General features: G+C 76.2%; 24 protein-coding genes, 1 tRNA gene and 4 pseudogenes. 20 read left to right on the top strand and 9 right to left on the bottom strand.

What is annotated here, in order from left to right; genetic code table 11:
• Positions 1 to 138 precede the first annotated feature (138 nt).
• Both P9841_RS15010 and P9841_RS15015 read left to right on the top strand, forming a co-directional pair.
• Positions 139 to 1089, top strand: coding sequence for a sugar-binding transcriptional regulator (locus P9841_RS15010; RefSeq protein WP_283319440.1), 951 nt, complete (start codon positions 139 to 141; stop codon positions 1087 to 1089).
• A gap of 88 nt (positions 1090 to 1177) precedes the next feature.
• Positions 1178 to 1735: an amino-acid N-acetyltransferase gene (locus P9841_RS15015; RefSeq protein WP_283319441.1), complete on the top strand. Its 558-nt coding sequence runs from the start codon at positions 1178 to 1180 to the stop codon at positions 1733 to 1735.
• Here P9841_RS15015 and P9841_RS15020 read toward each other — a convergent pair.
• On the bottom strand, positions 1717 to 2685 hold the full coding sequence (locus P9841_RS15020; protein ID WP_502847795.1) for an iron-sulfur binding domain-containing protein: 969 nt from the start codon (positions 2683 to 2685) through the stop codon (positions 1717 to 1719). The two genes, P9841_RS15015 and P9841_RS15020, sit on opposite strands and share 19 nt — an antisense overlap.
• A gap of 117 nt (positions 2686 to 2802) precedes the next feature.
• Between P9841_RS15020 and P9841_RS15025 the strand changes: the two genes are divergently transcribed.
• The gene (locus tag P9841_RS15025) at positions 2803 to 3399 is read left to right on the top strand and encodes a hypothetical protein (protein ID WP_283319442.1); all 597 of its coding nucleotides are present in this window, start codon (positions 2803 to 2805) and stop codon (positions 3397 to 3399) included.
• Positions 3400 to 3408: 9 nt separating this feature from the next.
• Here P9841_RS15025 and disA read toward each other — a convergent pair whose 3' ends face one another.
• Positions 3409 to 4485 (bottom strand): DNA integrity scanning diadenylate cyclase DisA, encoded by a 1077-nt coding sequence (disA, locus tag P9841_RS15030; RefSeq protein ID WP_283319443.1) that lies wholly within the window; start codon positions 4483 to 4485, stop codon positions 3409 to 3411.
• 115 nt (positions 4486 to 4600) lie between these two features.
• Between disA and radA the strand changes: the two genes are divergently transcribed.
• Both radA and P9841_RS15040 read left to right on the top strand, forming a co-directional pair.
• Complete coding sequence (radA, locus tag P9841_RS15035) at positions 4601 to 6043, top strand: DNA repair protein RadA (RefSeq protein ID WP_283319444.1); 1443 nt, start codon at positions 4601 to 4603, stop codon at positions 6041 to 6043.
• Between the two features lie 491 nt (positions 6044 to 6534).
• Complete coding sequence (locus P9841_RS15040; RefSeq protein ID WP_283319445.1) at positions 6535 to 7161, top strand: hypothetical protein; 627 nt, start codon at positions 6535 to 6537, stop codon at positions 7159 to 7161.
• Positions 7162 to 7180: 19 nt separating this feature from the next.
• On the opposite strand, the gene P9841_RS15045 is transcribed toward P9841_RS15040, so the two are convergent.
• From P9841_RS15045 to P9841_RS15060, 4 genes are all read right to left on the bottom strand, one after another.
• Positions 7181 to 7774: a sensor histidine kinase gene (locus P9841_RS15045; protein WP_283319446.1), complete on the bottom strand. Its 594-nt coding sequence runs from the start codon at positions 7772 to 7774 to the stop codon at positions 7181 to 7183.
• A complete protein-coding gene (locus P9841_RS15050; protein WP_283319447.1) occupies positions 7750 to 8433 on the bottom strand; it encodes a histidine kinase dimerization/phospho-acceptor domain-containing protein in 684 nt (227 codons plus the stop codon). Before P9841_RS15050 ends, P9841_RS15045 begins: the two co-directional genes overlap by 25 nt.
• A 330-nt stretch (positions 8434 to 8763) precedes the next feature.
• Positions 8764 to 9498 (bottom strand): response regulator transcription factor, encoded by a 735-nt coding sequence (locus P9841_RS15055; protein ID WP_283319448.1) that lies wholly within the window; start codon positions 9496 to 9498, stop codon positions 8764 to 8766.
• Between the two features lie 73 nt (positions 9499 to 9571).
• The gene (locus P9841_RS15060; RefSeq protein WP_283319449.1) at positions 9572 to 9952 is read right to left on the bottom strand and encodes a VOC family protein; all 381 of its coding nucleotides are present in this window, start codon (positions 9950 to 9952) and stop codon (positions 9572 to 9574) included.
• A 177-nt stretch (positions 9953 to 10129) separates the two neighbouring features.
• Here P9841_RS15060 and P9841_RS15065 point away from each other — a divergent pair, with 177 nt between their 5' ends.
• The 3 genes and pseudogenes from P9841_RS15065 to topA all read left to right on the top strand — a co-directional run bounded on the left by P9841_RS15065 (position 10130) and on the right by topA (position 14056).
• Positions 10130 to 10855 (top strand): phosphatase PAP2 family protein, encoded by a 726-nt coding sequence (locus tag P9841_RS15065; RefSeq protein WP_283319450.1) that lies wholly within the window; start codon positions 10130 to 10132, stop codon positions 10853 to 10855.
• Positions 10852 to 11136, top strand: a complete 285-nt coding sequence (locus P9841_RS15070) for a hypothetical protein (protein ID WP_283319451.1) — start codon at positions 10852 to 10854, stop codon at positions 11134 to 11136. Before P9841_RS15065 ends, P9841_RS15070 begins: the two co-directional genes overlap by 4 nt.
• A 155-nt stretch (positions 11137 to 11291) precedes the next feature.
• Positions 11292 to 14056 (top strand): annotated as a pseudogene (gene topA / locus P9841_RS15075) (type I DNA topoisomerase).
• Positions 14057 to 14075: 19 nt separating this feature from the next.
• Here topA and bsh read toward each other — a convergent pair.
• From bsh to P9841_RS15090, 3 genes are all read right to left on the bottom strand, one after another.
• A complete protein-coding gene (gene bsh, locus P9841_RS15080; RefSeq protein WP_283319452.1) occupies positions 14076 to 15026 on the bottom strand; it encodes a choloylglycine hydrolase in 951 nt (316 codons plus the stop codon).
• Positions 14930 to 16456 (bottom strand): alpha-amylase family protein, encoded by a 1527-nt coding sequence (locus P9841_RS15085; protein ID WP_283319453.1) that lies wholly within the window; start codon positions 16454 to 16456, stop codon positions 14930 to 14932. The genes bsh and P9841_RS15085 overlap by 97 nt, the downstream gene beginning before the upstream one ends.
• Positions 16457 to 16606: 150 nt before the next feature.
• Positions 16607 to 17764 carry a glycerol dehydrogenase gene (locus P9841_RS15090; RefSeq protein ID WP_502847802.1) on the bottom strand — a complete coding sequence of 386 codons (1158 nt, stop codon included), beginning with the start codon at positions 17762 to 17764 and terminating at the stop codon, positions 16607 to 16609.
• Positions 17765 to 17908: 144 nt separating this feature from the next.
• On the opposite strand from P9841_RS15090, the pseudogene P9841_RS15095 reads away from it, so the two are divergent.
• The 12 genes and pseudogenes from P9841_RS15095 to P9841_RS15140 all read left to right on the top strand — a co-directional run bounded on the left by P9841_RS15095 (position 17909) and on the right by P9841_RS15140 (position 26268).
• A pseudogene (locus P9841_RS15095) lies at positions 17909 to 18911 on the top strand (Gfo/Idh/MocA family protein).
• A gap of 151 nt (positions 18912 to 19062) precedes the next feature.
• Positions 19063 to 19713 (top strand): dTMP kinase, encoded by a 651-nt coding sequence (gene tmk, locus P9841_RS15100; RefSeq protein WP_283321976.1) that lies wholly within the window; start codon positions 19063 to 19065, stop codon positions 19711 to 19713.
• A pseudogene (locus P9841_RS15105) lies at positions 19710 to 20847 on the top strand (DNA polymerase III subunit delta'). Before tmk ends, P9841_RS15105 begins: the two are co-directional and overlap by 4 nt.
• A gap of 89 nt (positions 20848 to 20936) precedes the next feature.
• On the top strand, positions 20937 to 21416 hold the full coding sequence (locus P9841_RS19015) for a hypothetical protein (protein WP_349306903.1): 480 nt from the start codon (positions 20937 to 20939) through the stop codon (positions 21414 to 21416).
• A gap of 20 nt (positions 21417 to 21436) precedes the next feature.
• Positions 21437 to 22387 (top strand): alpha/beta fold hydrolase, encoded by a 951-nt coding sequence (locus P9841_RS19020; protein ID WP_349306904.1) that lies wholly within the window; start codon positions 21437 to 21439, stop codon positions 22385 to 22387.
• A pseudogene (locus tag P9841_RS19025) lies at positions 22306 to 22499 on the top strand (alpha/beta hydrolase). Before P9841_RS19020 ends, P9841_RS19025 begins: the two are co-directional and overlap by 82 nt.
• 78 nt (positions 22500 to 22577) lie before the next feature.
• Positions 22578 to 22650 (top strand) — tRNA-Thr (locus tag P9841_RS15115).
• Positions 22651 to 22870: 220 nt separating this feature from the next.
• Complete coding sequence (locus tag P9841_RS15120) at positions 22871 to 23254, top strand: DUF898 family protein (protein WP_283319454.1); 384 nt, start codon at positions 22871 to 22873, stop codon at positions 23252 to 23254.
• A 41-nt stretch (positions 23255 to 23295) separates the two neighbouring features.
• Positions 23296 to 23988 (top strand): hypothetical protein, encoded by a 693-nt coding sequence (locus P9841_RS15125; RefSeq protein ID WP_283319455.1) that lies wholly within the window; start codon positions 23296 to 23298, stop codon positions 23986 to 23988.
• Between the two features lie 322 nt (positions 23989 to 24310).
• Positions 24311 to 24727: an outer membrane protein assembly factor BamB family protein gene (locus P9841_RS15130; protein WP_283319456.1), complete on the top strand. Its 417-nt coding sequence runs from the start codon at positions 24311 to 24313 to the stop codon at positions 24725 to 24727.
• A 158-nt stretch (positions 24728 to 24885) separates the two neighbouring features.
• The gene (locus P9841_RS15135) at positions 24886 to 25329 is read left to right on the top strand and encodes a DoxX family membrane protein (protein ID WP_283319457.1); all 444 of its coding nucleotides are present in this window, start codon (positions 24886 to 24888) and stop codon (positions 25327 to 25329) included.
• Between the two features lie 93 nt (positions 25330 to 25422).
• Positions 25423 to 26268: a sulfurtransferase gene (locus P9841_RS15140; protein WP_283319458.1), complete on the top strand. Its 846-nt coding sequence runs from the start codon at positions 25423 to 25425 to the stop codon at positions 26266 to 26268.
• The last annotated feature ends 1 nt before the right edge of the window (position 26269 follow it).

Genomic DNA, 26269 nt, shown 5'->3' on the forward strand with positions numbered 1-26269 from the left:
GGCCCCGTCCCGGGGCGCGGAACGCCCCGCAGACTGGGACTTCGGTCCTGTCTGTCCGCTATCGTCACCATGACGCGAACAGACGCGCAACCGCTGTGCACGAACGTGCACGGATCACTCGGACGAGGAGGTCCGGCGATGCCCGACCGGGAGCAGGACGTGCTGCGGGCGGCGTCGATGTACTACCTCCAGGACGTGAAGATGGAGGTCATCGCGCGGCACCTCGGCACCTCGCGGTCCACGGTGTCCCGGCTGCTCAAGCGTGCGCGGGAGACGGGCCTGGTGGAGATCACGCTGCGGCCCTCCAGCACGCGCGCGCCCAGCCTCGGCCGGTCGATCTCCGCCGCGTTCGGCATCGACACCTACGTCGTGCCCGTGCCGGACTCCGGCGAGCAGCTCGACACGCTCGACCAGGTGGCGCGCGCGACCGCCCGGCTGCTGGCGTCCTGGTTCGACTCCGACATGATCCTCGGTGTCGCCTGGGGCACCACGCTGGCCGCCGTCTCGCGCCGGCTCCAGCCCAAGGCGACCCACGGCAGCGTGGTCGTGCAGCTGAACGGGGCGGCGAACACCCGCACGTCGGGCATCGAGTACGCCAGCGACCTCATCGCCTCGTTCGGCACCGCGTTCGGGGCGACCGTCCACCACTTCCCGGTGCCCGCGTTCTTCGACTACCCCGAGACCAAGCAGGCGATGTGGCGCGAGCGGTCCGTGCGGCGCGTGCTGGACGAGCAGCGCCGCGCGGACATCGCGCTGTTCTCCGTCGGGTCGGTCGCCGGCTCGGTGCCCAGCCACGTGTACTCGGCCGGCTACCTCGACGAGGACGACGTCGCGCTGCTGCACGACCAGGCCGTCGTCGGAGACGTCTGCACGGTGTTCCTGCGCGCCGACGGGTCCTGGAAGGACGTGCCGCTCAACGCCCGGGCGACCGGTCCCTCGCCCGAGCAGCTGCGCCGCATCCCGCGGCGGCTGTGCGCGGTGGCCGGCGACAACAAGGCGGTGCCGCTGCTCGCCGCGCTGCGCGCCGGCACCATGACGGACCTGGTCGTGGACGAGCGGACCGCGGCGCGCCTGCTCGCGATCGCCTGACCCCGCCCGGTGGCGGGCCGGGGGTCCGGCGGCGCCCCGTCCCGGACGGCCGGGCGGCCCGTGCGGCGGGCGACGTAGGTTGGCCCCCGTGACCGCCGAGACGCCCGCCTTCCGGATCCGCCCCGCCCTGCCCGCCGACGTCCGCGGCATCCGCGAGCTCGTCCAGCCGTACGCCGAGGAGCGGATCCTGCTCGCGAAGGAGTGGGTCGGGTACTACGAGGCCGTGCAGGAGTTCCACGTCGCCGAGGCCCCCGACGGCACGCTCATCGGCTGCGGGGCGCTGCACGTCATGTGGCAGGACCTCGCGGAGGTCCGCACGCTCGCCGTGGCGCGGGAGTGGCGCGGCCGGGGCGTCGGGCACGCGCTGCTCGAGGCCCTCACCGAGCGGGCGCGCGACCTGGGGCTCAGCCGGCTGTTCTGCCTGACCTTCGAGGTCGGCTTCTTCGCCGCGCACGGCTGGGGCGAGGTCACCGGCCCCGCCGTGCCGCCCGAGGTGTTCGCCGAGCTGCTGCGCTCCCACGACGACGGCGTCGCCGAGTTCCTCGACCTCGCCCGGGTGAAGCCGAACACGCTCGGCAACACCCGCATGATCGTGCAGCTCGACGCACCCGGCGACGGCCCCGGGGCTCAGACCGGCAGCCGGTAGCGCACGGGGTCGTCCGGCCCGCCGCCCGGGACACGCTCCACCAGGCCGTCGTCCAGCAGCCCCGCCAGGCAGCGCCCGAGCTGCGCGGCGTCGGGCCACGCGGCCGTCACGGCGTGCTCGGGGACGGGCTCGAGGGCGTCGCGCAGCAGCGCCATGATCCGCCCCCGGACCTGCCGGTCGGTCCCCGCCCACGCCTGCGTCCGGCGGCGCGCGGCGTGCAGGTCCGCCGGGTAGCCCTCCGCGCGCCACGCGCAGGCGTTACGCACCGGGCAGGCGTCGCACCGCGGCGACCGGGCGGTGCACACCAGCGCGCCCAGCTCCATCGACGCCGCCGCCCAGCGGGCGGCCGCGTCGTCCCGCTCGGGCACGAACCGCTCCGCGAGCAGTCGCTCGCCGGCCGTGATCGCCGGCGCCGGCAGCGCGACGCCCTCCGCGACGCGCGCCAGCACCCGCCGCACGTTCGTGTCGAGCACCACCGACCGCAGCCCGAACGCGAACGCCCGCACCGCGGCCGCCGTGTACGCGCCGATCCCGGGCAGCGCGAGCAGCGCCGCCTCGTCGGAGGGGACCCGCCCGCCGTGCCGCTCGACCAGCGCCCGCGCGCAGTCCTGGAGCCGCAGCGCGCGCCGCGGGTAGCCCAGCCGGTCCCAGGCGCGCAGCACGTCCGCCGGGCTGGCCGCCGCCAGGTCCGCCGGCTCGGGCCACCGCGCCAGCCACGCCCGCCACGCCGGCTCCACCCGGACCACCGGCGTCTGCTGGAGCATCACCTCGCTCACCAGCACGCCCCACGGCGTGCGGTCCGGCGCGCGCCAGGGCAGGTCCCGGGCGTGGGCGTCGAACCACGCGACGACGGCGTCGCGGACGGCGCCGGCGTCGGGCGGCGCCGGGGACGGCGCGGCGGCGCCGGCGGGAGCGGCGTCCGCGGGAGCGGCGGGGGAGGGGGACGGCACGGGGACATCCTCACCCGGCGCGGGAGGTCCACGCCCCGACCCGTCGGGCGTGCCGCCCCGGTCCGCGGCGGCGCTCCGGCTACCGTGGCCTCGGCGGGGCGAGCGGGAGGAGCGGACATGGGCGTGCTGCGGCCGTCGGGCTCGCTGCCCGCGCGCGTGTACTGGACGCGCCGGCTCGTCGTGCTGCTCGCCCTGGTGGCCGTCGTCGTGCTCGTCGTGGTCGGCGTGCGGGCGCTCCTCGGCGGCGAGGACGACCCCGCGGCCGCCCCCGACCCCGGGTCCTCGACGGGGACGTCGGACGGGGGCTCGGAGCCGAGCGCCCCGGGCACGCCCGCCTGCGAGCCGGCCGACCTGGGCCTGGAGCTGGTCGCCGACGCGACGTCGTACCCCGCCGGCGCGCTGCCCACCTTCACGGTGCGGCTGGTGAACGACGGCGAGGCGGCGTGCCTCGTCGACGCGGGCGAGGCCCAGCGGCAGATCCTCATCACGTCCGGGAGCGACCGGATCTGGGCGAGCACGGACTGCGCCTCCGACGAGGCGCTGCAGCTCCTGCTCGCGCCGGGCGAGCCCGACGAGCGGCAGGTCCAGTGGGACCGCAACCGGTCCGCCGAGGGCTGCGCGGGCGACCAGCCGGCCGCCCAGCCCGGCACCTACCAGGCCGTGCTCACGCTCGCGGGCGTCAGCACCGAGCCGGTGGTGTTCGGCCTGGAGTGAGCGGCGTCGCTAGACGTACCGCTCGAGGATGCTCGACTCCGCGAGCCGCGACAGCCCCTCGCGCACGGCGCGCGCCCGCTGCTCGCCGACGCCGTCGACGGCCATGAGGTCGTCGATGTTCGCGGCCAGCAGCTTCTGCAGCCCGCTGAAGTGGCCCACGAGCCGGTCGACGATCGCCGCCGGGAGGCGCGGCACCTTCGACATCAGGCGGTAGCCGCGCGGACCGGTCGCCGCGTCGAGCATCTCGACGCCCGACGGCAGGCCCAGCACCCGGGCGATCAGCGCGAGGTCGAGCAGCTCGGTGGAGTCGAGGGCCGCGAGCGCCGTCTGGATGACCTCGGCGTCGCGCCGGCTGGAGTCCAGGTAGTCGCGGATCACCAGCTCGCTGTCCGAGCCGATGCCGCCGGTCAGCTCGTCGAGCTGGAGCGACAGCAGGCGCCCGTCGGTGCCGAGCTCGACCACGTAGCCGGCGATCTCCTCGGAGATCCGGCGGACCATCTCCTGGCGCTGCACGACCACGCACACGTCGCGGACGGTGACGAGGTCCTCGATCTCGAGGGCGGACAGCGTGCCGCTGACCTCGTCGAGCCGGGACTTGTACCGCTCGAGCGTGGCGAGGGCCTGGTTGGCGCGCGACAGGATCGCGTCCGCGTTCTCCAGGACGTGGCGCTGCTCGCCGACGTACAGCGCGATGATCCGCATGGACGCGGACACCGAGATGACGGGCAGGCCCGTCTGCTTGGCGACCCGCTCGGCCGTGCGGTGGCGCGTGCCGGACTCGGAGGTCGAGATGGTCGGGTCGGGCAGCAGCTGCACGGCGGCCCGCACGATGCGCGCCGTGCCGGGGTCCATGACGATCGCGCCGTCCATCTTGGCGAGCTCGCGCAGCCGGGTGGCGGAGAACTCCACGTCGAGCTCGAACCCGCCGGACGAGATGCTCTCGACCGTCGCGTCGCGGCCGAGCACGATGAGCGCGCCCGTACGGCCGCGCAGGATCCGCTCCAGGCCGTCGCGCAGCTCCGTGCCGGGGGCGACCGCGGCCAGCGTGTGCCGCAGGAGGTCGTCCGGCGGGGTGGTCGTGGGCACGGCGCGATCCTACGGGGAGGGTGGCCGGTGCGCGGGGACCCGCCCGGCCCGCGGACGTTGCGATGAGGTCACGGCCGGGGCGGGCGTGTCGGTGGCGGCGGCTAGCGTGGCGCGCGTGACCACCACCACCTCCGCCCGGGCCGCGCGCCCCGCGTTCCGCTGCGCGGAGTGCGGCTGGACCACCTCCAAGTGGGTCGGGCGGTGCGGGGAGTGCCAGACGTGGGGCTCGGTCTCCGAGGACACCGGGCCCGGCGGCGCGGCGCCGAGGACGGCGGTGCAGGTGCCGGTGCGCGGCGCGGCGCGGCCCATCGCGGAGATCGACGTCGAGGCGAGCCGGTCGCGGCCGACCGGGGTGGGGGAGCTGGACCGCGTGCTGGGCGGGGGTCTCGTCCCGGGCGCGGTGGTGCTGCTCGCGGGCGAGCCGGGCGTCGGCAAGTCGACGCTGCTGCTCGACGTCGCGAGCCGGGTGGCGACCGGCGGCCGGACCGTGCTCTACGTGACGGGGGAGGAGTCGGCCGGCCAGGTGCGGCTGCGCGCGGAGCGGATCGGCGCGCTGGCGAGCACCCTGCTGCTCACGTCCGAGACCGACCTCGGGACGATCCTGGGCCACCTCGCGCAGACCGAGCCGGACCTGCTGGTGCTCGACTCCGTGCAGACGGTCGCGTCGGCCGCCGTGGAGGGCTCGCCCGGCGGGGTGGCGCAGGTGCGGGAGGTGGCCGCCTCGCTCATCGCCGCCGCCAAGGAGCGCGCCCTGCCGGTGGTGCTCGTGGGGCACGTGACGAAGGACGGCGCGGTGGCCGGCCCGCGCACGCTCGAGCACCTCGTCGACGTCGTGTGCCAGTTCGAGGGCGACCGGCACTCCCGCCTGCGGCTGCTGCGCGCCACCAAGAACCGGTTCGGCCCCACGGACGAGGTCGGGTGCTTCGACCTCACCGAGACGGGCATCGTCGGGCTCGCGGACCCGTCGGGGCTGTTCGTCTCCCACGAGCGGCACCACGTCCCGGGCACGTGCGTCACCGTGACCCTGGAGGGGCGGCGCCCGCTCGCCACGGAGGTGCAGGCGCTCGTCGCGCCGAGCATGCTCGCGAACCCCCGCCGCACGACCAGCGGGGTCGACGGCTCGCGGCTCGCGATGGTGCTGGCGGTGCTCCAGCGCCGGGCGGGCCTGCGCGTCGCCGACCAGGACGTGTACGTGTCGACCGTGGGAGGGGCGCGCGTCGTCGAGCCGTCGGCCGACCTGGCGCTCGCGCTCGCGACCGTCAGCAGCCGGGAGAACGTGGCGCTGCCGCCGCGGTTCGTCGCGATCGGCGAGGTCGGCCTGGCGGGGGAGATCCGCGCGGTGACCGGCACGGCCCGCCGGCTGGCCGAGGCCGCCCGTCTGGGGTTCACGCACGCGGTGGTGCCCGCCGGGTCGGTGGAGCCCGCGCAGGTGCCCGACGGCATGCGCGTCGCGCAGGCGGCCGACCTGGCGGAGGCGGTGCGGCTCACGCGACCGGACGCCGTGCGGGGACGCGGGAGCCGGACGGACGCGGGTGCCGCCCCGGACGGGGAGGGCTGACCGCCCGGTGACGCACGGACGAGGGGTCCGACACCGTCGCCTCGCCGGACAGTAGGCTGCCGCGGAACCTCCGGACGGCCGCCGCGGCGGCGTCCGGGACGAGCGGAGCGGCAGGAGCACGGGCATGAGCGACACCGACGGCCGGGAGCCGCACGCGGGCGACGCGTCGCGGGCGGGCGACGGCGGGGTCCGGTGGCCCTCCCTGTCGGGCGGCGGTTCCGCGCAGGAGGGTGGCTCCCCGACGGCGCGGCGCTCCCGCAGGGCGGCGCACGCCGGCGACGGCGACCCCGCCCCGACCCCGGCGGCCCCGGCGGGCGCCGACCCGCGTCCGGCCAGCGGCGCGCGCCGCGGTGCCGGCCGCGACGCCCCCGGCGTCCGGGACCGGACCCGCGTCCCCGGCCGGCGCGGGCCGGCCGTCCGGCACCCCGGAGGCCCCCGCAGGCGACGGGGCGGACGACGCCCCGGCCCGGTCCGGGCGACGTCGGGCCCTGGTGATCGGCGCCGTCGTCGCGGGCGTCGTGCTCGTCGGCGGCGGGATCGCCGCGGCCCTGCTGCTGGGCGGCGGCGACGACGAGCCCGCGGCCGGACCCGCGCCCGTCGTCACGCTGCCGTCGCCGACCACCACGCAGACGCCGGTCGCCCGCGAGGCCGACACCCCGTTCGCCGCCGCGCTGCCCACCACGCTGCTGCAGTACGCGCTCACGGAGTCCGCCCCGGACGACGAGTGGCTCGGTGCCGACGCCCTCGAGGCGTGGTCGGAGACGTACTCCGACGGCGGGTCCGGGACGGTCACCGTGCGGGCGGGCCAGTGGGAGACGGCCGAGGAGGCCGCCGCCGTGCTGGCCGGCCTCCGGGACGCCCTCCCGGCCGGCGCCGACGACGCGTCCGGCGACGACGCGACGGCGACGGACGCCCCGTCGGCCGGTGCGACCGGCGGCGGTCCCGCCGTGCTCCTGACGGACGACGTCGTCGTCGACGGGGAGCCGGTGGGCGAGGTCACGGTCGTCGACGCCGGCGACGGCACCGGCGTGGCGGTGTGGAGCAACGGGACGGCGGTGTTCCGGCTCACCGGACCTGCCGCCGACATCAGCAACCTGTACGCGGCCTACCCGCTCTGACCGCGCGCCGCCGCCCGGGTCACCGGGTGGCGGGGCCGCTCCGCGCGCCGGGGCCGGGCAGCCGCACCGTGAAGGTCGTCCGCCCGGGAGTGCCGTCGACCTCGATGGCTCCGCCGTGCGCCGCGACGACGGCGTGCACGATCGCGAGGCCCAGGCCCGTGGAGCCGGCGGCACGGTTCCGTGACGCGTCCCCGCGGGCGAACCGCTCGAACAACCGGGAGCGCAGCGGCTCGGGGATGCCGGGACCGTCGTCTGCCACGCGCAGCAGGACGTCGTCGCCGTCCGCCGTCACGGACACGACGACGGTGGTGCCGGCGGGTGTGTGCACCCGGGCGTTCGAGAGCAGGTTGACCAGGACCTGACGCAGCCGGGGCTCGTCGCCGAGCACCACGGCGCCGGGCTGGTCCGCGTCGTCGTCCCGGGGGTCGTCGGCGCCGCCCAGGTCGAGCCGCCACACGTGGTCGGGGCCCGCGACGTGCGCGTCGGCGACGGCGTCCACGGCGAGCGCCGCGAGGTCGACCTCCCCGACGTCCAGGTCGCGGCCGGCGTCGAGCCGCGCGAGCAGCAGCATGTCCTCGACCAGGCCGGTCATGCGCCGCGCCTCGGACTCCACGCGGTGCATCGCCCGCACGGCGTCGTCCGGCAGTCGTCCGGCAGGCGCCGCACGAGCTCGGCGTAGCCCCGGATGGAGGCCAGCGGGGTGCGCAGCTCGTGGCTGGCGTCGGCGACGAACCGGCGGACCTGCGTCTCGGACTCGTGCCGGGCGGCGAGCGCCGACTCGACGTGGCCGAGCATCCGGTTGAGCGCGGCGCCGACCTGGCCGACCTCGGTGGCCGGGTCGGTGTCGCGCTCGGGCACGCGCTCGCGGATGTCGACCTCGCCGCGCGACAGCGGCATCTCGGACACCCGCGCGGCGGTCGCGGCCACCCGGTCCAGGGGCCGCAGCTCCCGGCGCACCAGCACCGTGGCGGTCGCGGCGGCGAGCAGCAGCGCGACGGCGGCGACGGCCAGCTCGACGACCACGTAGCGGTCCACGGTGGCGGTCACGGACTCCAGCGGCAGGGCGGTGACGGAGGTGTCGCCGCCCTCCGTGACCACCGCGACGACGCGGTACTCCCCGAGGTCGGGCAGCACGACGGTGTCCACGGTGCCGTCGGGCGTGAGGTCCAGCAGGGCGTCGGTCTGGGCGTCCGTCAGCGGGCGGATCGTCCCGGAGTCGTCCAGGTAGCCCGCCTGGAGGGCTGAGGCGTCGGCGCGCTGGAACAGGACCACGGTGCCGACGTCCTGCCCGGGCAGGCCGAACGCCGGGGGACGTCGTCGTCCTCCCCCTCGGGCAGCGGCGTGGGGCGCGTGGCGTCGTCCGACGGCGTGGTCCCGCCGTCCCCGAGGTCGTCCGCGCGGTCGCCGCCGAGCCGGCCCGGTGCGGCGGCGGCGCGGCTGCTCGCGGACTCGAGAGCCGGTCGTCGATCTGCTGGACCAGGGTCGAGCGCAGCGCGAGGGTGGACACGAGGCCCATGACCGCGGCGACCACCGCGAGCAGCGCGACGACGACCACCACGAGCCGCCGGCGGAGCGTCCACCGGGACCGCGCCGGCGCGGCCGTCACGGGGCGGGCTTGAGCACGTACCCGACGCCCCGGAGCGTGTGGAGCATCGGCTCGCGCCCCTTGTCGATCTTGCGGCGCAGGTAGGACACGTAGAGCTCGACGATGTTGGCCTGGCCGCCGAAGTCGTACTGCCACACGCGGTCGAGGATCTGCGCCTTCGACAGCACGCGCCGCGGGTTGCGCATGAAGTAGCGCAGCAGCTCGAACTCCGTCGCGGTGAGCCGGATGTCGTCGCCGCCGCGGGACACCTCGTGCGAGTCCTCGTCCATGCGCAGGTCGCCGACGACCAGGACGGCCTCCTCGCGGTCGGCCACGGCCCCGGCCCGGCGCAGCAGCGCGCGCAGCCGGGCGACGACCTCCTCGAGGCTGAACGGCTTCGTGACGTAGTCGTCGCCGCCGGCGGTGAGCCCGGCGATGCGGTCCTCGACGGCGTCCTTCGCGGTGAGGAACAGCACGGGGACCGTGGGGTGGGTCGCGCGGATGCGGCGCAGCACCTCCAGGCCGGACAGGTCGGGCAGCATGACGTCGAGCAGGATGACGTCGGGGTCGAACGTCTTGGCCTGCTTGACGGCGCCGTGGCCGGTCAGGGCGTGCTCGACGGACCAGCCCTCGTAGCGCAGCGCCGTCGCGAGGAGCTCCGCCAGGGTGGGCTCGTCGTCGACGACGAGGGCGCGGACCGGCTGGCCGTCCGCTCGGGTGAGGGCGTCGCGCTGCAGGGTCGAGGTCGTCATGCGGCCGAGCATGGTGCCGCCACCTGGGCCCCACCTGCCGCGCGCCTGTGAGCTACCTGAGCATCGGTGGGGGTCAGTCCTCCTCGATCACCGACAGCACGTTGCCGGACGGGTCGGTGAACCAGGCGATGAGCGGACCGCCGCCGCGGAACACGCCGTCCTCGTCGGTCTGCACCGGGGTGCCCTCGTAGCGCTCGAACTGCACGCCACGCCCTCGCAGCTCGGCGACCGCCGCCGGCACGTCCGGCACCGGGAAGTTGAGCACCGTGTACCCGGCCGGCGCGTGCGCGTCACCCTTCGGGTACAGCAGCACGTCGCGGCCGCCGGCCAGGTGCAGCCACAGCATCCCGTCCCGCTCCTGCGCGTCGAGGCCGAGCACGTCCGCGTAGAACTCCCGGGCGGCGGGCACGTCCGCCACCGAGTACCCGCTGAAGCCCTTGCTGAGGTCGAGCACGGCAGCCTCCTCGTCGTCGTGCGTCCCGGTCCCAGCGTGGACCCTGCGGGCGCCCCCGGGAAGCCCCCGCGCCCTGCGACGGCGCCCCGTCGGCGACCCCGGCGGGGCTGGTGGAGGAATCGTGCGCGTGCACGACCCGCGCGGCGCGGCGTGGGTGCCCTCCCCTACCGTGGACGGGTGTCCCGCCCCGCCACCGCCGTGCCGCCCGCACGCCCCGAGCCCGAGCCCGAGCCGCTCGCGCCCGTCCGCGGCGCCCGGGGCCCGGCCGTGGGCCGCGCCCTGGTCGCGCTCCTCGTGGCGCTGGTCGCGAGCGCGGGCATCGGCGTCACCTGGGCCGTCTTCGTGGGGACGGAGCACGGCCAGGCGGTGGACCAGGCGTCGCTCGACGGCGCGCACATCGGGCAGTACCGGCTCTGGGAGGTCGCGGGGCCGGTGCTCGACGTCGTGTCGGTGGGCTTCATCGCCGCCGCCGTCCTCGGGTGCGCCGCGATCGCGGTCGTGCGGCGGCGCTGGGGCCTCGCCGTGGTGGCGGCGGTCGTGCTCGGCGGCGCCAACCTGACGACGCGGGTGCTCAAGGTCCTGGTGCTCGACCGCCCCGAGCTCGGGCACGGACCGGAGTTCAACACGCTGCCGAGCGGCCACACCACCGCCGCCGCCTCCGTGGCCGCCGCCCTGCTGCTGGTGGTGCCGCCGCGCGTCCGGCCCTGGGTGGCGGTGCTCGACGCCGGCTACGCGGGTGCGACCGGGGTGAGCACCCTCGTGGGGCAGTGGCACCGGCCGTCGGACGTCGTCGCCGGGCTGCTCGTCGTGCTCGCGTGGGGCGCGGTGGGGTGCGCGCTGCTCGCGCTCGGCGGGGAGCCCGCGGGGAGCGGACCCCGCCGACCGCGGCCGTGCGCACCGTGACGGCCGGGACGCGGGGACCCGTCGCGGCGGACCGCGCGGCCACCTCGGTCGCGCTCGCGCTGCTCGGTGCCGTCGCCGTCGTCGCGGGGGTCGTCGCCGTGGTGGCGCTGCGCCGCACGTGGCTGTCCGCCGACCCTGTGGGCGGCCGCGCGGAGCTGCTGACGTCCTACGGCGGCGGCGCCCTGGGGATCGTCGCGGTCGCGGCCGCGTCGTCGGCCGTGCTGCTCGTGCTGCGCCGGGCGGCGACCGCGGGATCGGCCGGTGCAGGACGGACGTCGTAGAGTTCCCCGCACGGGGGTGGCATCCTGTCGTCGCCCGACCGGACCGGACCTGAGCACCGGAGCCGGCCGCCGCAGCGGGGGCACGGTGGGGCACGGTCGCCCCGGGAGCCCGGCACCGCGCCGGGCACCGGGCAGTTCTGAGGAAGCAGGAGCGCATGTCGTCACGTCGCAAGCTGGTCATCGTGGAGTCGCCCGCCAAGGCGCGCACGATCGCCGGGTACCTCGGCGACGAGTACGAGGTCGAGGCGAGCGTCGGGCACATCCGTGACCTGCCGCAGCCGAGCGAGCTGCCCGCGGACATGAAGAAGGGGCCCTTCGGGAAGTTCGCCGTCGACGTCGACAACGGCTTCGAGCCCTACTACGTGGTCGACTCCGACAAGAAGAAGAAGGTCGCCGAGCTCAAGCGCCTGCTCAAGGAGTCCGACGAGCTCTACCTCGCCACCGACGAGGACCGCGAGGGCGAGGCCATCGCGTGGCACCTGCTGCAGGAGCTCAAGCCCAAGGTCCCGGTCAAGCGCATGGTGTTCCACGAGATCACCCGGGAGGCCATCGCCCGCGCACTGGAGAACACCCGCGAGCTCGACGACCGGCTGGTGGACGCCCAGGAGACCCGGCGCATCCTCGACCGGCTGTACGGGTACGAGGTCAGCCCGGTCCTGTGGCGCAAGGTCCGCCAGGGCCTGTCGGCCGGCCGCGTGCAGTCGGTCGCGACGCGCCTGGTGGTCGAGCGGGAGCGCGAGCGCATGGCGTTCGTCGCGGCGGACTACTGGGACCTGACGGCGACGTTCGCGGTGCAGGACGCCGCGGAGCCGACGTTCGACGCCCGGCTGGTGCAGCTCGGCGAGCGGCGTGTGGCGACGGGGCGCGACTTCGGCGACGACGGCGTGCTGCGGGGCAGCGGTGCGAGCCGTCCCGTGCACCTCGACGAGACCGCGGCGCGGGCGTGGGTGACGGCCCTCGACGGCGCGGCGTTCGGCGTGCGGTCGCTCGAGACCAAGCCGTACACCCGCCGCCCGGCGGCGCCGTTCACGACGTCGACGCTGCAGCAGGAGGCCAGCCGCAAGCTGCGCATGGCCTCCCGGCAGACGATGCGCACCGCGCAGTCGCTGTACGAGAACGGCTACATCACCTACATGCGGACCGACTCGCCGACGCTGAGCACGCAGGCGGTGGACGCCGCGCGCCGGCAGGCGGCCGAGCTGTACGGCGCCGACCACGTGCCCGACAAGCCGCGCGTGTACGCCTCGAAGGCGAAGGGCGCGCAGGAGGCGCACGAGGCGATCCGTCCCGCCGGCGACGACTTCCGCACGCCCGCCCAGGTGGCCGGGGAGCTGTCCGGCGACCAGTTCCGCCTGTACGAGCTCATCTGGAAGCGCACCGTGGCGTCGCAGATGGCGGACGCGCGCGGCTCGACGGCGTCGGTGCGGATCGCCGCGACCGTCCCCGCGCCCGCGGCCTCCGGGGGCCCGACGCGGGCGCGCCGACCGACGCCGTGTTCGCGGCCTCCGGCACCGTCATCACGTTCCGCGGGTTCCTCGCGGCGTACGAGGAGGGGCGGGACGTCGAGCGGTACGCGGCGGACGCCGAGGGCGGCGAGAAGGGCGGCGCCCGGGAGACCCGGCTGCCGCAGATGGCCGAGGGCGACCCGGTCACCGCCTCCGACCTCACGGCCGACGGCCACCGCACCTCGCCGCCGCCGCGCTACACCGAGGCGAGCCTGGTCAAGGCACTGGAGGAGCGCGGCATCGGCCGGCCCTCCACGTACGCGGCGACGATCTCCGTCATCCAGGACCGCGGCTACGTGACGTCCCGCGGCCAGGCGCTCGTGCCGAGCTGGCTGGCGTTCGCCGTCACGCGGCTGCTCGAGGAGAACTTCGACCGGCTCGTCGACTACGACTTCACCGCCTCGATGGAGGAGGACCTCGACGCCATCGCGGCGGGGCAGAAGGACCGCGTCGACTGGCTGACGCGGTTCTACTTCGGCTCGGCCGCGGCCGAGGGCCCGGACGGGGACGGCCTGCGCGAGCTCGTCGCCAACCTCGGCGAGATCGACGCCCGCGAGGTGAACTCGATCGACATCGGCGAGGGCATCACGCTGCGCGTGGGTCGCTACGGCCCGTACATCGAGGACTCCGCCGGCGAGCCCGGCCCGGACGGCACCCCGCGGCGCGCGTCGGTGCCGGACGACCTGGCGCCGGACGAGCTGACCGTCGAGAAGGCCCGCGAGCTGCTCGAGACCCAGCCGGAGGGCGACCTGGTGCTGGGCGCCGACCCGGCGACGGGGCACACGGTCGTGGCGAGGAACGGCCGCTACGGCCCGTACGTGACGGAGCTGCTGCCCGAGCCGGAGCTCGACCCCGGGCTGTCCGCCGCCGCGCGCAAGAAGGCGCTCGCGGCGCTGCCGAAGCCGCGCACGGGCTCGCTGCTGAAGTCGCAGTCGCTGCAGACGATCACGCTCGACGAGGCGCTGCAGCTGCTGAGCCTGCCGCGCGTCGTGGGCACCGACCCGGAGACCGGGCTGGAGATCACCGCGCAGAACGGCCGGTACGGGCCGTACCTCAAGCGCGGCACCGACTCCCGCACGCTGCCGTCCGAGGAGGCGATCTTCACCACCACGCTCGACGAGGCGCTGGCGATCTACGCGCAGCCCAAGCGCGGGCGCGGCGCGACGGCCACCCCGCCGCTGCGGGAGCTGGGCGACGACCCGACCTCGGGCAAGCCGATCGTGGTGAAGGACGGCCGGTTCGGGGCGTACGTCACCGACGGCGAGACGAACCGCACGCTGCCGCGGGACGTGACGCCGGAGTCGATCACGCCCGAGCAGGCGGTCGAGCTGCTCGCCGAGAAGCGCGCGCAGGCGCCGAAGAAGAAGCCGGCCCGCAAGGCGGCCCCGCGCGCGAAGGCGGCGTCGAAGAAGTAGCCGGGCGGTCCCGTGGGCGCTACGCGGTGACCAGCTCCGTCCCGGTCGTGTCGTGGTCGGCCATCCGCACGCTGCGGATGGCCGGCTCGTCGTAGGTGTTCCAGTAGTAGGTGCCGGTGCGCGCCGAGAACAGCCCGGTGTAGATCGTCTTCTCGAACTCCCCGCTGTCCATCGCGGCGGCACCGTCCACCATCGCGACCTGCTGGAGCGTGTGGAACGCGCGGCTGACGTTGGCCTCCTCGCCGTCCTGCTCGGGGTAGTGCGCGTGGACGTACGCCGCCCGAACGAACCGGGACGTCGAGGAGTAGTCGCCGGGGATGCCGCGCATGTAGGACCCGGAGCCGAACGGCACGAGGTGCGCCCGGCGGAGCACGGTCTCCCCGGGGAACTCGGGGGACGTGTTGAGGTAGTTCCGCAGGTTCTCGTGGTGCCAGCCGAAGCCGGGCTGGTTCGTCAGCACGTCGACGTCGTCGTCGTGCACGTGCAGGCCGTCCGCCGTCTGCTCCACGACGACCGCGCGGTCCGCGTCGCCGATGATCCAGTGCAGCATCGAGCTCGGGAACCGCTCGCTGACGGGCCGGTCCACGATCACGACGTCCTGGAGCGCCGCGGCGACCTCGTCCACCGTGGCGAACTGCGAGGCCACCCAGAGCGGGAGCTCGAACGCGGCGACGTTCGTCGCGCCGTCCACCGGGCCCGGTGCGTACGAGGCGTACCCCGGGAAGTTCAGGCCGGCCACCGCGAGGCCGGCGTCGTCGTTGCCGCAGTCGAAGTAGAGCGGCACGCCCTCCTCCACGATGCCCGTGCCGATGACCGCGTGGCGGATCTCGGGCACCGCGCCGAAGGGCGAGCGGGGCGCGTACCCCGTCGGGGTCAGGACGACCCCCTCGCCGTAGCCGCTGGTCCAGTCGAGGTTGCGGGCGAGGTAGAGGTGACCGTCGCCGTCCGTGAACCTGATCCCTGTGCACATCTCGTGGCCCCCTGTCCGGTGCGCCCGGCCGCCGGGTGCCGCGTCGTCGGTGGCGCGGCGCGGCCGGGTCCGCCTCCCCAGCATGTGCCTCCCGGCACCGGTCCGCGCGGGGGGTGGCTACGCCTCCCAGACCGCCCAGCCGCGGCCGGCGACGCCACTCGCGCCGGGTGCGCCCTCGGACGCGACGGGCCGCGCATCGGCGGGCGGCGCGAACGGCCACCCTCGTCGTCGAGGTTCAGGGCGACGAGCAGGGCCGCGGACCCGTCGGCGGCGCGTGACTCGTACGCCAGGCGGGTGCCGGTGACCTCGACGACGTGGGTGCGGGCGGTGTGGAGCCAGGGGTGCCGGCGCCGCAGGCCGATCAGCGCGGCGTGCCGGTCGTGCGCGGGGCGGCCGTCCGGGGCGACGTCGGGCCCCGCGAGGTCCTCCGGCGCCGGCGGGTACGGCGGGCGGACCGCGTCGTCGCCGCCGGCGCGGTCCTCCTTCACGCCGCGGTACGCCTGCTCGTCGCCGTAGTAGACCGCCGGGGTGCCGCCGACGGTCATGAGCACCACGAGCGCGTGGCCCGCGAGCGTCGCGTCGCCGACCCGGCTGGCGATGCGCGTGACGTCGTGGTTGCCGACGAACGTGTACGGCACGAACGCGTCGAGGAACGCGTCGTGCCGGCCGAGCGTCCACGCGAGCTCGTGCCAGTTGCGGTCGACGACGGAGGACCAGATCGCCTTCCACAGCTCGTACTGCGTCACCGAGTCGACCCCGGACTCCGCGACGAACCCGGGGTAGTCGCCGTGGATGACCTCGCCCATCAGGTACGCGTCCGGGTGGGCGGCCCGCACCCGGTCGGTGACCTGCCGCCAGAAGGCCGTCGGCGCCGCGTAGGCCGCGTCGAGGCGCCAGCCGTCCGCCCCGGCGTCCAGCCAGTGGGTCATGACGTCGGCGACCAGGTCGACGACGCGGGGCGAGTCGTGGTTCAGCGTGACGAGGGAGCGGTGGCCCTCGAAGCAGTCCCAGTCCGGCTCGCCGTCGGCCCAGCGGATGCGGAACAGCTCCGCCTCCGGGGACCCGGGGCCGCCCGCCAGCGCGGCGCGGAACAGCGGGTGCTGGTCGCCGACGTGGTTGAAGACGCCGTCCAGCAGCACGCGCACGCCGCGGTCGTGCGCCGCGAGCAGGTGGTCGAGGTCGGCCCGGCCGCCGAGCCGGGGGTCGACGCGCAGGTGGTCGACGGTGTCGTAGCCGTGCGTGGCGGAGGCGAACACGGGGCCCAGCGCGAGGCCGTTCAGCCCCAGGTCGACCAGGTAGTCCAGCCAGCGCTCGACGTGCGCGAGGCGGTGCGTGACCGGCGCGGCGGTGTCCGCCGCCGGCTCGGCGCCCGTGAAGCCCAGCGGGTAGACGTGCCACCACAGGGCGTGCTCCACCCACGCGGGCGCCATCGTGCCTCCTTCGTCCGTCCCCGTGCAGACTCGCAGGCCCGCGGCCCGGTGTCACCTCGGCGGCCGGGGCGCCGGGGCGGGCGGCCGCCCGGGCTCCGTCGCCCCGGGCGGGTCCGGCGGGGGCGCCGCGGACCCGCCCGGTCTCGGCCCTCAGTGCGCCCGGTGCGGCACCGGCTCGGGCAGCCCGGCGTCGGCCCGCACACCGCGCGAGAAGCCCTCGATCGAGCGCAGGGCGTCCACCAGGTCCGGCACCCGCACCGTGAACGGCATGGCGTGGATCGTCTCGCCCTCGGCGGTGGCGGCCTGCGCCACGCGCGTGAGGTCGTCGACGTCGTCGGGGGACAGCCCCACCTCGGTGAGGGTGTTTGGCAGGCCGACGCGCGTCGTGAACTCGACGAAGTCCCGGATCTCCTGGACCGGCGCCCCCTCGAGCACGAGCTGCGTCACCGAGCCGATGTTGACCTTCTGCCCGTGCGTGAGGCCGTGCGTCTGCGGCGCGGCGGTGAGGCCGTTGTGGATCGCGTGCGCCGCGGCGAGGCCGCCCGACTCGAACCCGAGCCCCGACAGCAGCGTGTTCGCCTCGACGACCTTCTCGACCGACGGCGTCACGAGGTGGTCCCGCACGGCGGCGACCGCCGGCAGCGCGTGCTCCCAGAGGATGTCCCACGACAGGCGGGCCAGCGCCGTGCCGGTCGCCGTCGGCAGCCCGCCGGCCATCGTCGTGGCGTCGGTGCGCGCGACGGCGCGCGCCTCGATCCACGTGGCGAGCGCGTCGCCGACGCCCGCGACGAGGAAGCGCGCCGGGGCGTTGGCCACGAGCTGCGTGTCGACCAGCACCAGGTCGGGGTTGCGCGGGAAGAACCGGTACTCCTCGAACGCGCCGCCCTCGTCGTAGATGACCGACAGCGCGGAGCAGGGCGCGTCCGTCGAGGCGAGGGTCGGCACGGACACCCACCGGATGCCGGTGAGGAAGCCCGCCGCCTTCACCGCGTCGAGCGTCGAGCCGCCGCCGACGCCCACCACCACGTCGGCGCCCGTCTCCCGGATGCGGGCCGCGATGCCGTCGACGGCCGCCGCGGTCGCGTACACCCCGAAGCCGTCGCGCGTCAGCGGCAGCCCCGCCGCCTCGAGCGACCGCGAGACGGCCTCGCCGACGAACGACCACACGGTGTCGTCGGCGACGACGAGCGGCGTGCGGCCGATGGGCTCGACCAGCTCCCCGAGGCGCTCGATCGCGCCGCGCCCCTGCGCGTAGCGGCCGGGGCTGATCATCGTGCGGACGGGCAGGTGGTCCAGGGTTGCTGACACGGCTCCTCCTCGGGTCGTGCGCCGGCGGGAGGGCCGTCGTGCCGGCCCGGGGCTCCACCGACACGTCCACCGTACGGACGCGGCCCGGCGGCGGCACGGGGACGTCGGTCCCGACCTGGGAGGCCGGACGCTACTGTCGCGGGCATGACACTCGTCGAAGACCCGCGCACCGCGCCGCCGATCCGATGGGGGATCCTCGGCGCCGGCAACATCGCCGGCGCGTTCGCCGCCGCCGTCCGCTCCGCCACCCGGGCCCAGGTCGTGGCCGTCGGCTCCCGGGACCGCGTGAAGGCCGAGCGGTTCGCCACGCAGCACGGCATCCCGACGACGCACGTCGACTACCGGGACCTGGTCGAGGACCCGCAGGTGGACGCCGTGTACGTCGCCACCCCGCACTCCGAGCACCGCGAGCACGCGCTGCTGGCGATCGCCGCCGGCAAGCACGTGCTGGTCGAGAAGGCGTTCACCCGCAACGCCGCCGAGGCCGAGGAGGTGGCGGCGCGCGCGCGCGGCGGGCGTGTTCGTCATGGAGGCGATGTGGACGCGGTTCCTGCCGCACGTCGCCGCGCTGCACCAGGTGATCGACTCCGGCGAGATCGGCGAGGTCGTCACGCTGCAGGCCGACCACGGCCAGTACTTCGCGTTCGACCCGGCGAGCCGCCTGTACGACCCGGCGCTCGCGGGCGGGGCGCTGCTGGACCTCGGCGTCTACCCGGTGTCGTTCGCGCACGACCTGCTGGGCGTCCCGGACTCCGTGCGGGCGGTGGGCACGCTCACCGCGACCGGCGTCGACGGCCAGATCGGCATGGTCCTGCAGTACGGGGAGCGCACGCAGGCGGTGCTGCACACCACGCTGTGGGCGAAGACGCCGACCACGGCCGCGATCACCGGCACGGAGGGCAGCATCGTCGTCGAGGGTTCGTTCTACGCGCCGACGTCGTTCCGGGTGCAGCGCCGCGACGGGCGGACCTGGCAGTTCAGCCAGCCGACGCCGCACGGGCTGCAGTTCGAGGCCGCCGAGGTGGCGCGCCGCGTCGCGGAGGGCGCCACGGAGAGCCCGCGCATGTCGTGGGCGGGCACGCTGGCCGTCCTGCGCACCATGGACGAGGTGCGCGCGCAGGTCGGGGTGGCCTACCCCGGCGAGTGAGGCGCCGCGGCCGCCGCGGGCGGGTCGGGCGGTGTGGGCGCGGGTGGATACCCTGGCGCCCGTGACGCTGCCCGAGCCGCCCGCGGCCCCCGCTGCCCCGTCGTCGAGCCCCGGTCCGGGGCAGGCGCCCGCCGGGCCCGTCGACGGCGTCGTGCCCGGCGGGCTCTTCGTGTCGTTCGAGGGCGGCGACGGCGTCGGCAAGTCCACGCAGTCCCGGCTGCTCGGCGAGTGGCTCGAGGGCCTGGGGCTCACCGTCGTGCTGACCCGGGAACCGGGCGGCACGGAGCTGGGTCGGGTGCTGCGCCGCGAGGTGCTGCACGGCGGGCACGTCGACCCGCGCACCGAGGCGCTGCTGTACGCGGCCGACCGTGCCCACCACGTCGCCTCGCTGGTCCGGCCCGCGCTCGAGGCCGGGCAGGTCGTGGTGACCGACCGCTACCTCGACTCGTCCGTGGCGTACCAGGGCACCGGGCGGGACCTCGGCGCGGATGAGGTGGAGCGGCTCTCGCTCTGGGCGACGGGCGGCCTGCTGCCCCGGCTGACCGTGCTGCTCGACCTCGACCCCGCGGCGGGTCTGCGCCGGCTGCACGCGCGGCCCGACCGGCCGGACCGGCTGGAGAGCGCGGGGGACGACTTCCACCGCCGCACCCGTGAGGCGTTCCTGGCGCGGGCGGCGGCCGACCCCGGCCGCTGGCTCGTGCTCGACGCGGACCGGCCGGTCGAGGCGATCGCGGCGGACGTCCGCGCCCGGGTCGCGGCGCTGCTCGGCGTGCCGGCGCCCGCGGCCGAGGTGGCGCCGTGACGACCGTGTGGGACGACGTCGTCGGGCAGGAGCCGGCCGTCCGCGTGCTGCGGGAGGCCGCCGAGGACCCCACCCGCATGACGCACGCGTGGCTGCTCACCGGGCCGCCGGGGTCGGGGCGCTCCAACGCGGCGCGCGCGCCTTCGCGGCGGCGCTGCAGGACCCCTCGGGGGACCCGCGCAGCCCCGGGTGCGCGACGGTGCTGGCCGGGACGCACCCGGACGTCACGTTCGTCGCCACGGAGGGCGTCGTCATCCGCGCGGACACCGTGCGCCCCCTGGTCGAGCTCGCCCAGCGGGCCCCGTCGCAGGGCCGCTGGCGGGTGATCGTCGTCGAGGACGCCGACCGGCTCAACGAGACCTCCGGCAACGTGCTGCTCAAGGCCATCGAGGAGCCGCCGCCGCGCACCGTGTGGCTGCTGTGCGCCCCGAGCCCGCAGGACGTGCTGGTGACGCTGCGCTCCCGCAGCCGGTCCGTCGCGCTGCGCGTGCCCCCGGTGGAGGACGTCGCCGACCTGCTGGTCCGGCGCGACGGCGTCGACCCCGCGACCGCGCTGGTCGCCGCCCGGGCCGCCCAGTCGCACGTCGGGGTGGCCCGGCGGCTCGCCCGTGACCCGGAGGCCCGGGCGCGGCGCTCGGCGGTGCTGCGCATCGCCCCGCGGGTCCGGGGCGTGGGGGACGCCGTGCTGGCCGCCGGCGAGCTGGTCGAGACGGCGCAGGCCGACGCGAAGGCCGCCACGGAGGAGCGCGACGCCCGCGAGCGCCAGGAGCTGCTGCGGTCCCTGGGCGCCGAGGGGCTCACCACGATCCCCCGGCGCTGCGGGGGCAGGTGCGGCAGCTCGAGGAGGAGCAGAAGCGCCGCGCGACGCGGGCGCAGCGCGACGTGCTGGACCGCGCGATGGTGGACCTGCTGTCGTTCTACCGCGACGTGCTGGTGATCCAGCTCGGCGCGGACGTGCACCTGGTCAACGCCGAGCACGAGGACGCCGCCCGGGCCCTGGCCGCGTCCTCGACGCCGGAGCAGACGGTGCGGCGCATGGACGCCGTCTCGGAGGCGCGCACCCGGCTCGAGGGGAACGTGGCACCGCTGCTCGCGGTCGAGGCGATGATGATCGCCCTGCGTCCGCAGGCCTGACGCCGGGCGGGGCGCTGGCGCGCAACCCGCGCGTGACCGGCCTGGGGACGACGCGCCTGCGGGCGCCGGGCGGCCGTTACGGTTGTCCGGTGACACCCGCCTCGCCGCTCCCCAGCTCCTCCGCGCCCGCTCGCCGGGCCGCCCGCCGCGGCGGTCGCGTGGCCGCGCTCGCCGCCGTCGCCGCCCTGGTGCTCGCCGGGTGCGTCGGGCCCAAGGAGCAGACCGAGGTCACCGAGCAGCCGACGCCGACGGCCGCGGACGTGCGCGGGCTCGACGCGATCTACGACCAGGACCTCGACTGGCAGCCCTGCGGGGACCTGGAGTGCGCGACGCTCGTCGTGCCGCTCGACTACGGCGAGCCCGACGGCGACACCATCGAGGTCGCCGTGAACCGGCACCGGGCGACCGGCGACCGGATCGGCTCGCTGCTCATCAACCCCGGCGGCCCGGGCGCCTCCGGCCTCGACGCCCTCTCCGGCATCGCGCTGCCGCGGTTCGGGGAGGAGGTGGTCGCGCGCTACGACCTCGTGGGCTTCGACCCCGCGGCGTCGGGTCCTCCACCCCGGTGACGTGCGTCGACGGTCCCGCCATGGACGCGCTCGTCTCCACCGACTTCGACCTCGCGACGGACGCGGGGGTCGCGCAGGCCGAGGCCGCGTACGGCGACTTCGGGGCGGCCTGCCTGGAGAACACCGGGCCCGTGCTCGGGCACGTCGACACCGTCAGCGCCGCGAAGGACATGGACGTGCTGCGCGCGGTCCTCGGCGACGAGACCCTCGCGTACGTCGGCTACTCGTACGGCACGCAGCTCGGCGCCACGTACGCGGCGCTGTTCCCCGAGCACGTCGGCCGCCTCGTCCTCGACGGCGCGCTCGACCCGACGCTGCCCGCCGAGGAGATCTCGAAGGGCCAGGCCGTCGGGTTCGAGAACGCCCTACGCGCCTACGTCGCCGACTGCCAGGCCGGCGCCGACTGCCCGCTGACCGGCTCCGTCGACGACGGCCTCGCGCAGGTCCGGGCCCTGCTGGACCGCGCGCGGACGTCGCCGCTGCCCACCGGCACGGACCGGCCGCTGACCGGCACGCTGGCGTTCAGCGGGATCGCGCTGCCGCTGTACGACGAGGGTTCCTGGAGCTACCTCACGATGGGCCTCGACGCGGCGCTCACCGAGGGCGACGGGTCCGTGCTGCTGCAGCTCGCCGACCTGTACTACGACCGCAACCCCGACGGCACCTACGCGACGAACTCCACCGCCGCGTTCTGGTCCATCGGGTGCGCCGACGACCGCAGCACCACGGACGTGGCGCAGATGCGGGCGCAGGCCGCCGACATCGAGGCCGCGGCGCCCACCGTCGGCTACTTCTTCGGCTACGGCGGCATCGTCTGCGCGCAGTGGCCCGTCCCCGAGGCCGGGGGCTCGACGACTACTCGGCGGCGGGCGCCGCGCCGATCGTCGTCATCGGCACCACGAACGACCCCGCGACACCGTACGCCTGGGCCGAGAGCCTCGCGCAGACGCTCGACTCCGCGACCCTCCTGACGTACGAGGGGAGGGGCACACGGCGTACGGGCGCTCGAACTCCTGCATCGCCGACGCGGTCGACGCCTACCTGGTCGACGGCACCGTCCCCGCGGAGGGCACCCGCTGCTGACCCCGGGCGCCGCCGCTTTGGAGGACGCGCCGTGCGCCGGGTACAGTGTCGGTGCTCGTCCGCCGGAAGTGCGGGCGCGCCGCCTTAGCTCAGTCGGCAGAGCGTCTCACTCGTAATGAGAAGGTCAAGGGTTCGATTCCCTTAGGCGGCTCAGCACACACGACGCAGGCCCGGGATCCCGTGCGGATCCCGGGCCTGCGTCGCTCCTGGCGGCCGCTCGGGACGTCCTCCGAGGGCCGGCCGCGGCGTGGCCCGCCACGGTGGGTGCAGGCACCTCGGCCGAACGGGCGAACCTCGGCCGGCGCGCGCAGGTCCCGCGCCGTGCGAGCCGATACGACGTCGGACGTTCCACCACGACGACGAGGAGACCCATGTCCCGCACCGGCCGCTTCACCTTCGACGGGGGTGCCGCGACCTACGTCGGCACCGCGATCCTCGGGGTGCTCATCACGACGCTCACGCTGGGGATCTGCTACCCGTTCCAGGTGGTGCTCATGCAGCGGTGGCGGGCCAAGCACGCGCGCATCGACGGTCAGCAGCTCGTCTTCACGGGGAGCGCGACGGGACTGTTCGGCCTGTGGATCGCCTGGTTCCTGCTGAGCGTCGTCACCCTCGGCATCTACCTGCTGTGGGTGGGGCCACGCATCGAGGCGTGGAAGTGGGAGCACACCGACTTCGCGACGCCGGTCCAGCCGCTCGTCCCGTACGGCCAGGTGCCGCCGGGGCAGAACGTCACGGTGAACGTCGCGCGCTGAAAGTCGACGCGCGGCGTCGTCCGGGCCCGTAGGTTGTCGCCGTGGCGGGCGGCATGGAGGACGTGGAGCTGGTCGAGCTCCCGGGACCCGGCGCGTCCCCCGGCCCCGCCGACGCGGGGGTGCAGGACGCGGTCGACCGGCGCCGGGCGGGGTTGGCGCGGGTGCTGCGTCGCTGGTGGCCGGTGCCGGTGGTCACGATCTGCGCGCTCGTGGGGTGGCAGCTCGTGACGGACGCGCGCGAACGCGACCGCATGGAGCGGGCCCGCGGCGTCGAGGGGGTCCTGGCGGAGGCGGTCGTGCCGCCGCTGGACGCGGCGCCGTGGGGTGACGACGACACGGTGCAGGTGCTCTACGGCGGCGCGGCCGTGGCGGGCGGGCTGCTGGTCGGGCCGGTGTTCCTCGGTGACGGCTCGGTGGCGGTGGCCGGGGTGGACCGCGCCACCGGCGCGGAGCGGTGGCGCAGCGAGGTGGTGCCGGTGCCGGAGGCGCTGCAGAGCGGGATGAGTCTCTCCTGCCAGGAGCCGGAGCCGGCAGGCTCGCCGACCGTGTGGTGCACCGTCGGCGAGCAGGTCACCCTCCCGGACGGGAGCGTCGGGACGCGCGTGCGGGCGGTCGAGCTCGGGGTCGCCGACGGTGCGATCCGCGCCGACCGTGAGGTGGGCACCGGCGGCTCGACCGCCGCGGTGGGCGACCTCGTCGTCCTCGCGTCGGGGGACCCGAGTCCGTGCGGGTGACGGCCGTCGACCGGGGGTCGGGCGTGACGCGGTGGGACGTGACGCTGCCGGAGCGCACGCAGACCGGCACGGACCCCGCGGTGTGGGCGTCCGGCGACCACGCGATGGTGTGGGGCTCGCGCGAGGTGTGGGTGCTCGATCCGGCGGACGGCCGGGTCCAGGTGCACGACGCCGGCGTGGAGGTCCGGGGCGACGGGCGGCTCGTCGCCACCGACCGGGACGGGGTCAGCCGGCTGCTCGAGGCCGACGGCGGGCCGACCGGCGTCTCCGCACCCGGCACCCCCTCTCGCTGCTGCCCGACGACGGCAGTGCGGCGGGCCTCGTGCTGCTGGCGGACGTCGGGGACGGGCCCGCGCGGACCGTCCGCGCGCTCGACCCGGCCACCGGGGAGGTCGTGTGGGAGCGCGACGTCGACCTCGGGAGCACCATGAACCAGATGGTGCTCGACGGCGTGCTGTACGGGAGCGGGACGTCGTCCGCCTGGGCCGTGGACGCGGTGACCGGGGAGACCCGGTGGTCCACCCATGCCGGGGCGAGCGACGCCTGGCAGGTGCAGACCGACGGCCGGGTGCTGCTGCGCACCGAGCAGGCGCCGGGCCGTGGCGAGCTGGTCGGGTACAGCCTGCGGGACGGCGACGTGGCGTGGCGCACGGAGCTCCCCGAGGGCGTCGGGTCGCTGTGGCAGACGCACGGGCTGCTGCTCGGCCAGCGCGGCGCGAGCGTGGTCACGCTGCGCTGAGCGTCCCGGCGCCGGCCCCCGCCCGCGGGCCCGTGTCCGCGCAGGTCGCCCGCGCGCGGATCGCCGGCCCGTCCTACCGTCGGTGGTGGTGCCCGTGGGGCACCGTCCCACCCACCCGCGCCGGGCACGCGCCCGGCGCTCTCCACCCTGGAGGCCGCATGGACGTGCGCGACCTGCCGCTGCGCCTCGGCGCCGGCGCCTACATCCTCAGCTCGGGAGTCGACAAGCTGTCGGCCGACGAGGAGACCGCCGCGGGGTACCACGGCATGGCCGCCGGGGCGTACCCGTTCCTGGCCGACGTCGACCCCGTGACGTTCACGAAGGCGCTCGCGGCCACGGAGATCGCGCTCGGTGCCGGTCTGCTGCTCCCGGTCGCCCCGCGGAAGCTGCTCGCCGCCGGGTTCACGGCGTTCTCGGCCGGCCTCGTCGGCATGTACTGGCGGACGCCGTCGCTGCGCCGGGGACCGCGCGACCCGCGGCCGAGCCCCGACGGCGTCGGCGTCGCCAAGGACGTCATCCTGCTCGGCGCGTCGGCGTCGTACCTGCTGCACGCGCTGACCCGGCGGTCGGGGCACCGGAGGCAGCGGGTGCGCCGGGGCTGACGGCGCGGCGCGCCGCCTCCGGGCGGCGACGTGGTGTTCGCGCTGCGCTGACCCCCTTGCCGGGATGCCCGTCGTCGCACGTACCGTGACTCCATGCCCGACGTGATCGTGTCCGCCGCCGACCTCGCCCGTGAGCTCGACGGACCGCGCCCGCCCCGCCTGCTCGACGTCCGCTGGACGCTCGGCGGCCCGCCCGGGATCGGGGCGTTCCGCGAGGGCCACCTGCCCGGCGCGTCGTACGTGGACCTGGACACCGAGCTCGCCGCCGCCCCGAGCGCCACGGCCGGCCGGCACCCGCTGCCCGACGTCGCCGACCTGCAGGCCGCGGCCCGGCGGTGGGGTCTGCGGGCGGGCGAGCCCGTGGTCGTCTACGACGACTCCGGTGCGATGTCGGCGGCCCGGGCCTGGTGGCTGCTGCGCTGGGCCGGGGTGCAGGACGTGCGGATCCTCGACGGCGGACTGGCCGCGTGGACCGCGGCGGGCGGGGCGGTCGAGACCGGGGAGCGCGACGTGGAGCCCGGCGACGTCGAGCTCTCCGCGGGGCACCTGCCGACGCTCGACGCCGACGGCGCGGCGCAGTGGGCCGACGAGGGCGTGCTGCTGGACGCGCGTGCCGCCGAGCGGTACCGCGGCGAGGTCGAGCCGGTCGACCCGCGCGCGGGGCACATCCCCGGCGCCGTGAGCGCGCCGACCTCCGAGAACCTCGGCACCGACGGGCGGTTCCTGCCCGCGGACGACCTGACGGCACGGTTCGCCGCGCTCGGCGTCCCCGAGGGCGACGTGGCGGTGTACTGCGGCTCCGGCGTGACGGCCGCGCACCAGGCGGCGGCCCTCGTCATGGCCGGGCGGACGCCCGTGCTGTACCCGGGGTCGTGGTCGCAGTGGTCCGCGGACCCGGAGCGCCCCGTCGCGACCGGCGGGGACCCCGCAGCCGGCTGAC

This window comes from Cellulomonas sp. ES6 (assembly GCF_030053835.1).
In the GTDB taxonomy this organism is placed as follows: domain Bacteria; phylum Actinomycetota; class Actinomycetes; order Actinomycetales; family Cellulomonadaceae; genus Cellulomonas.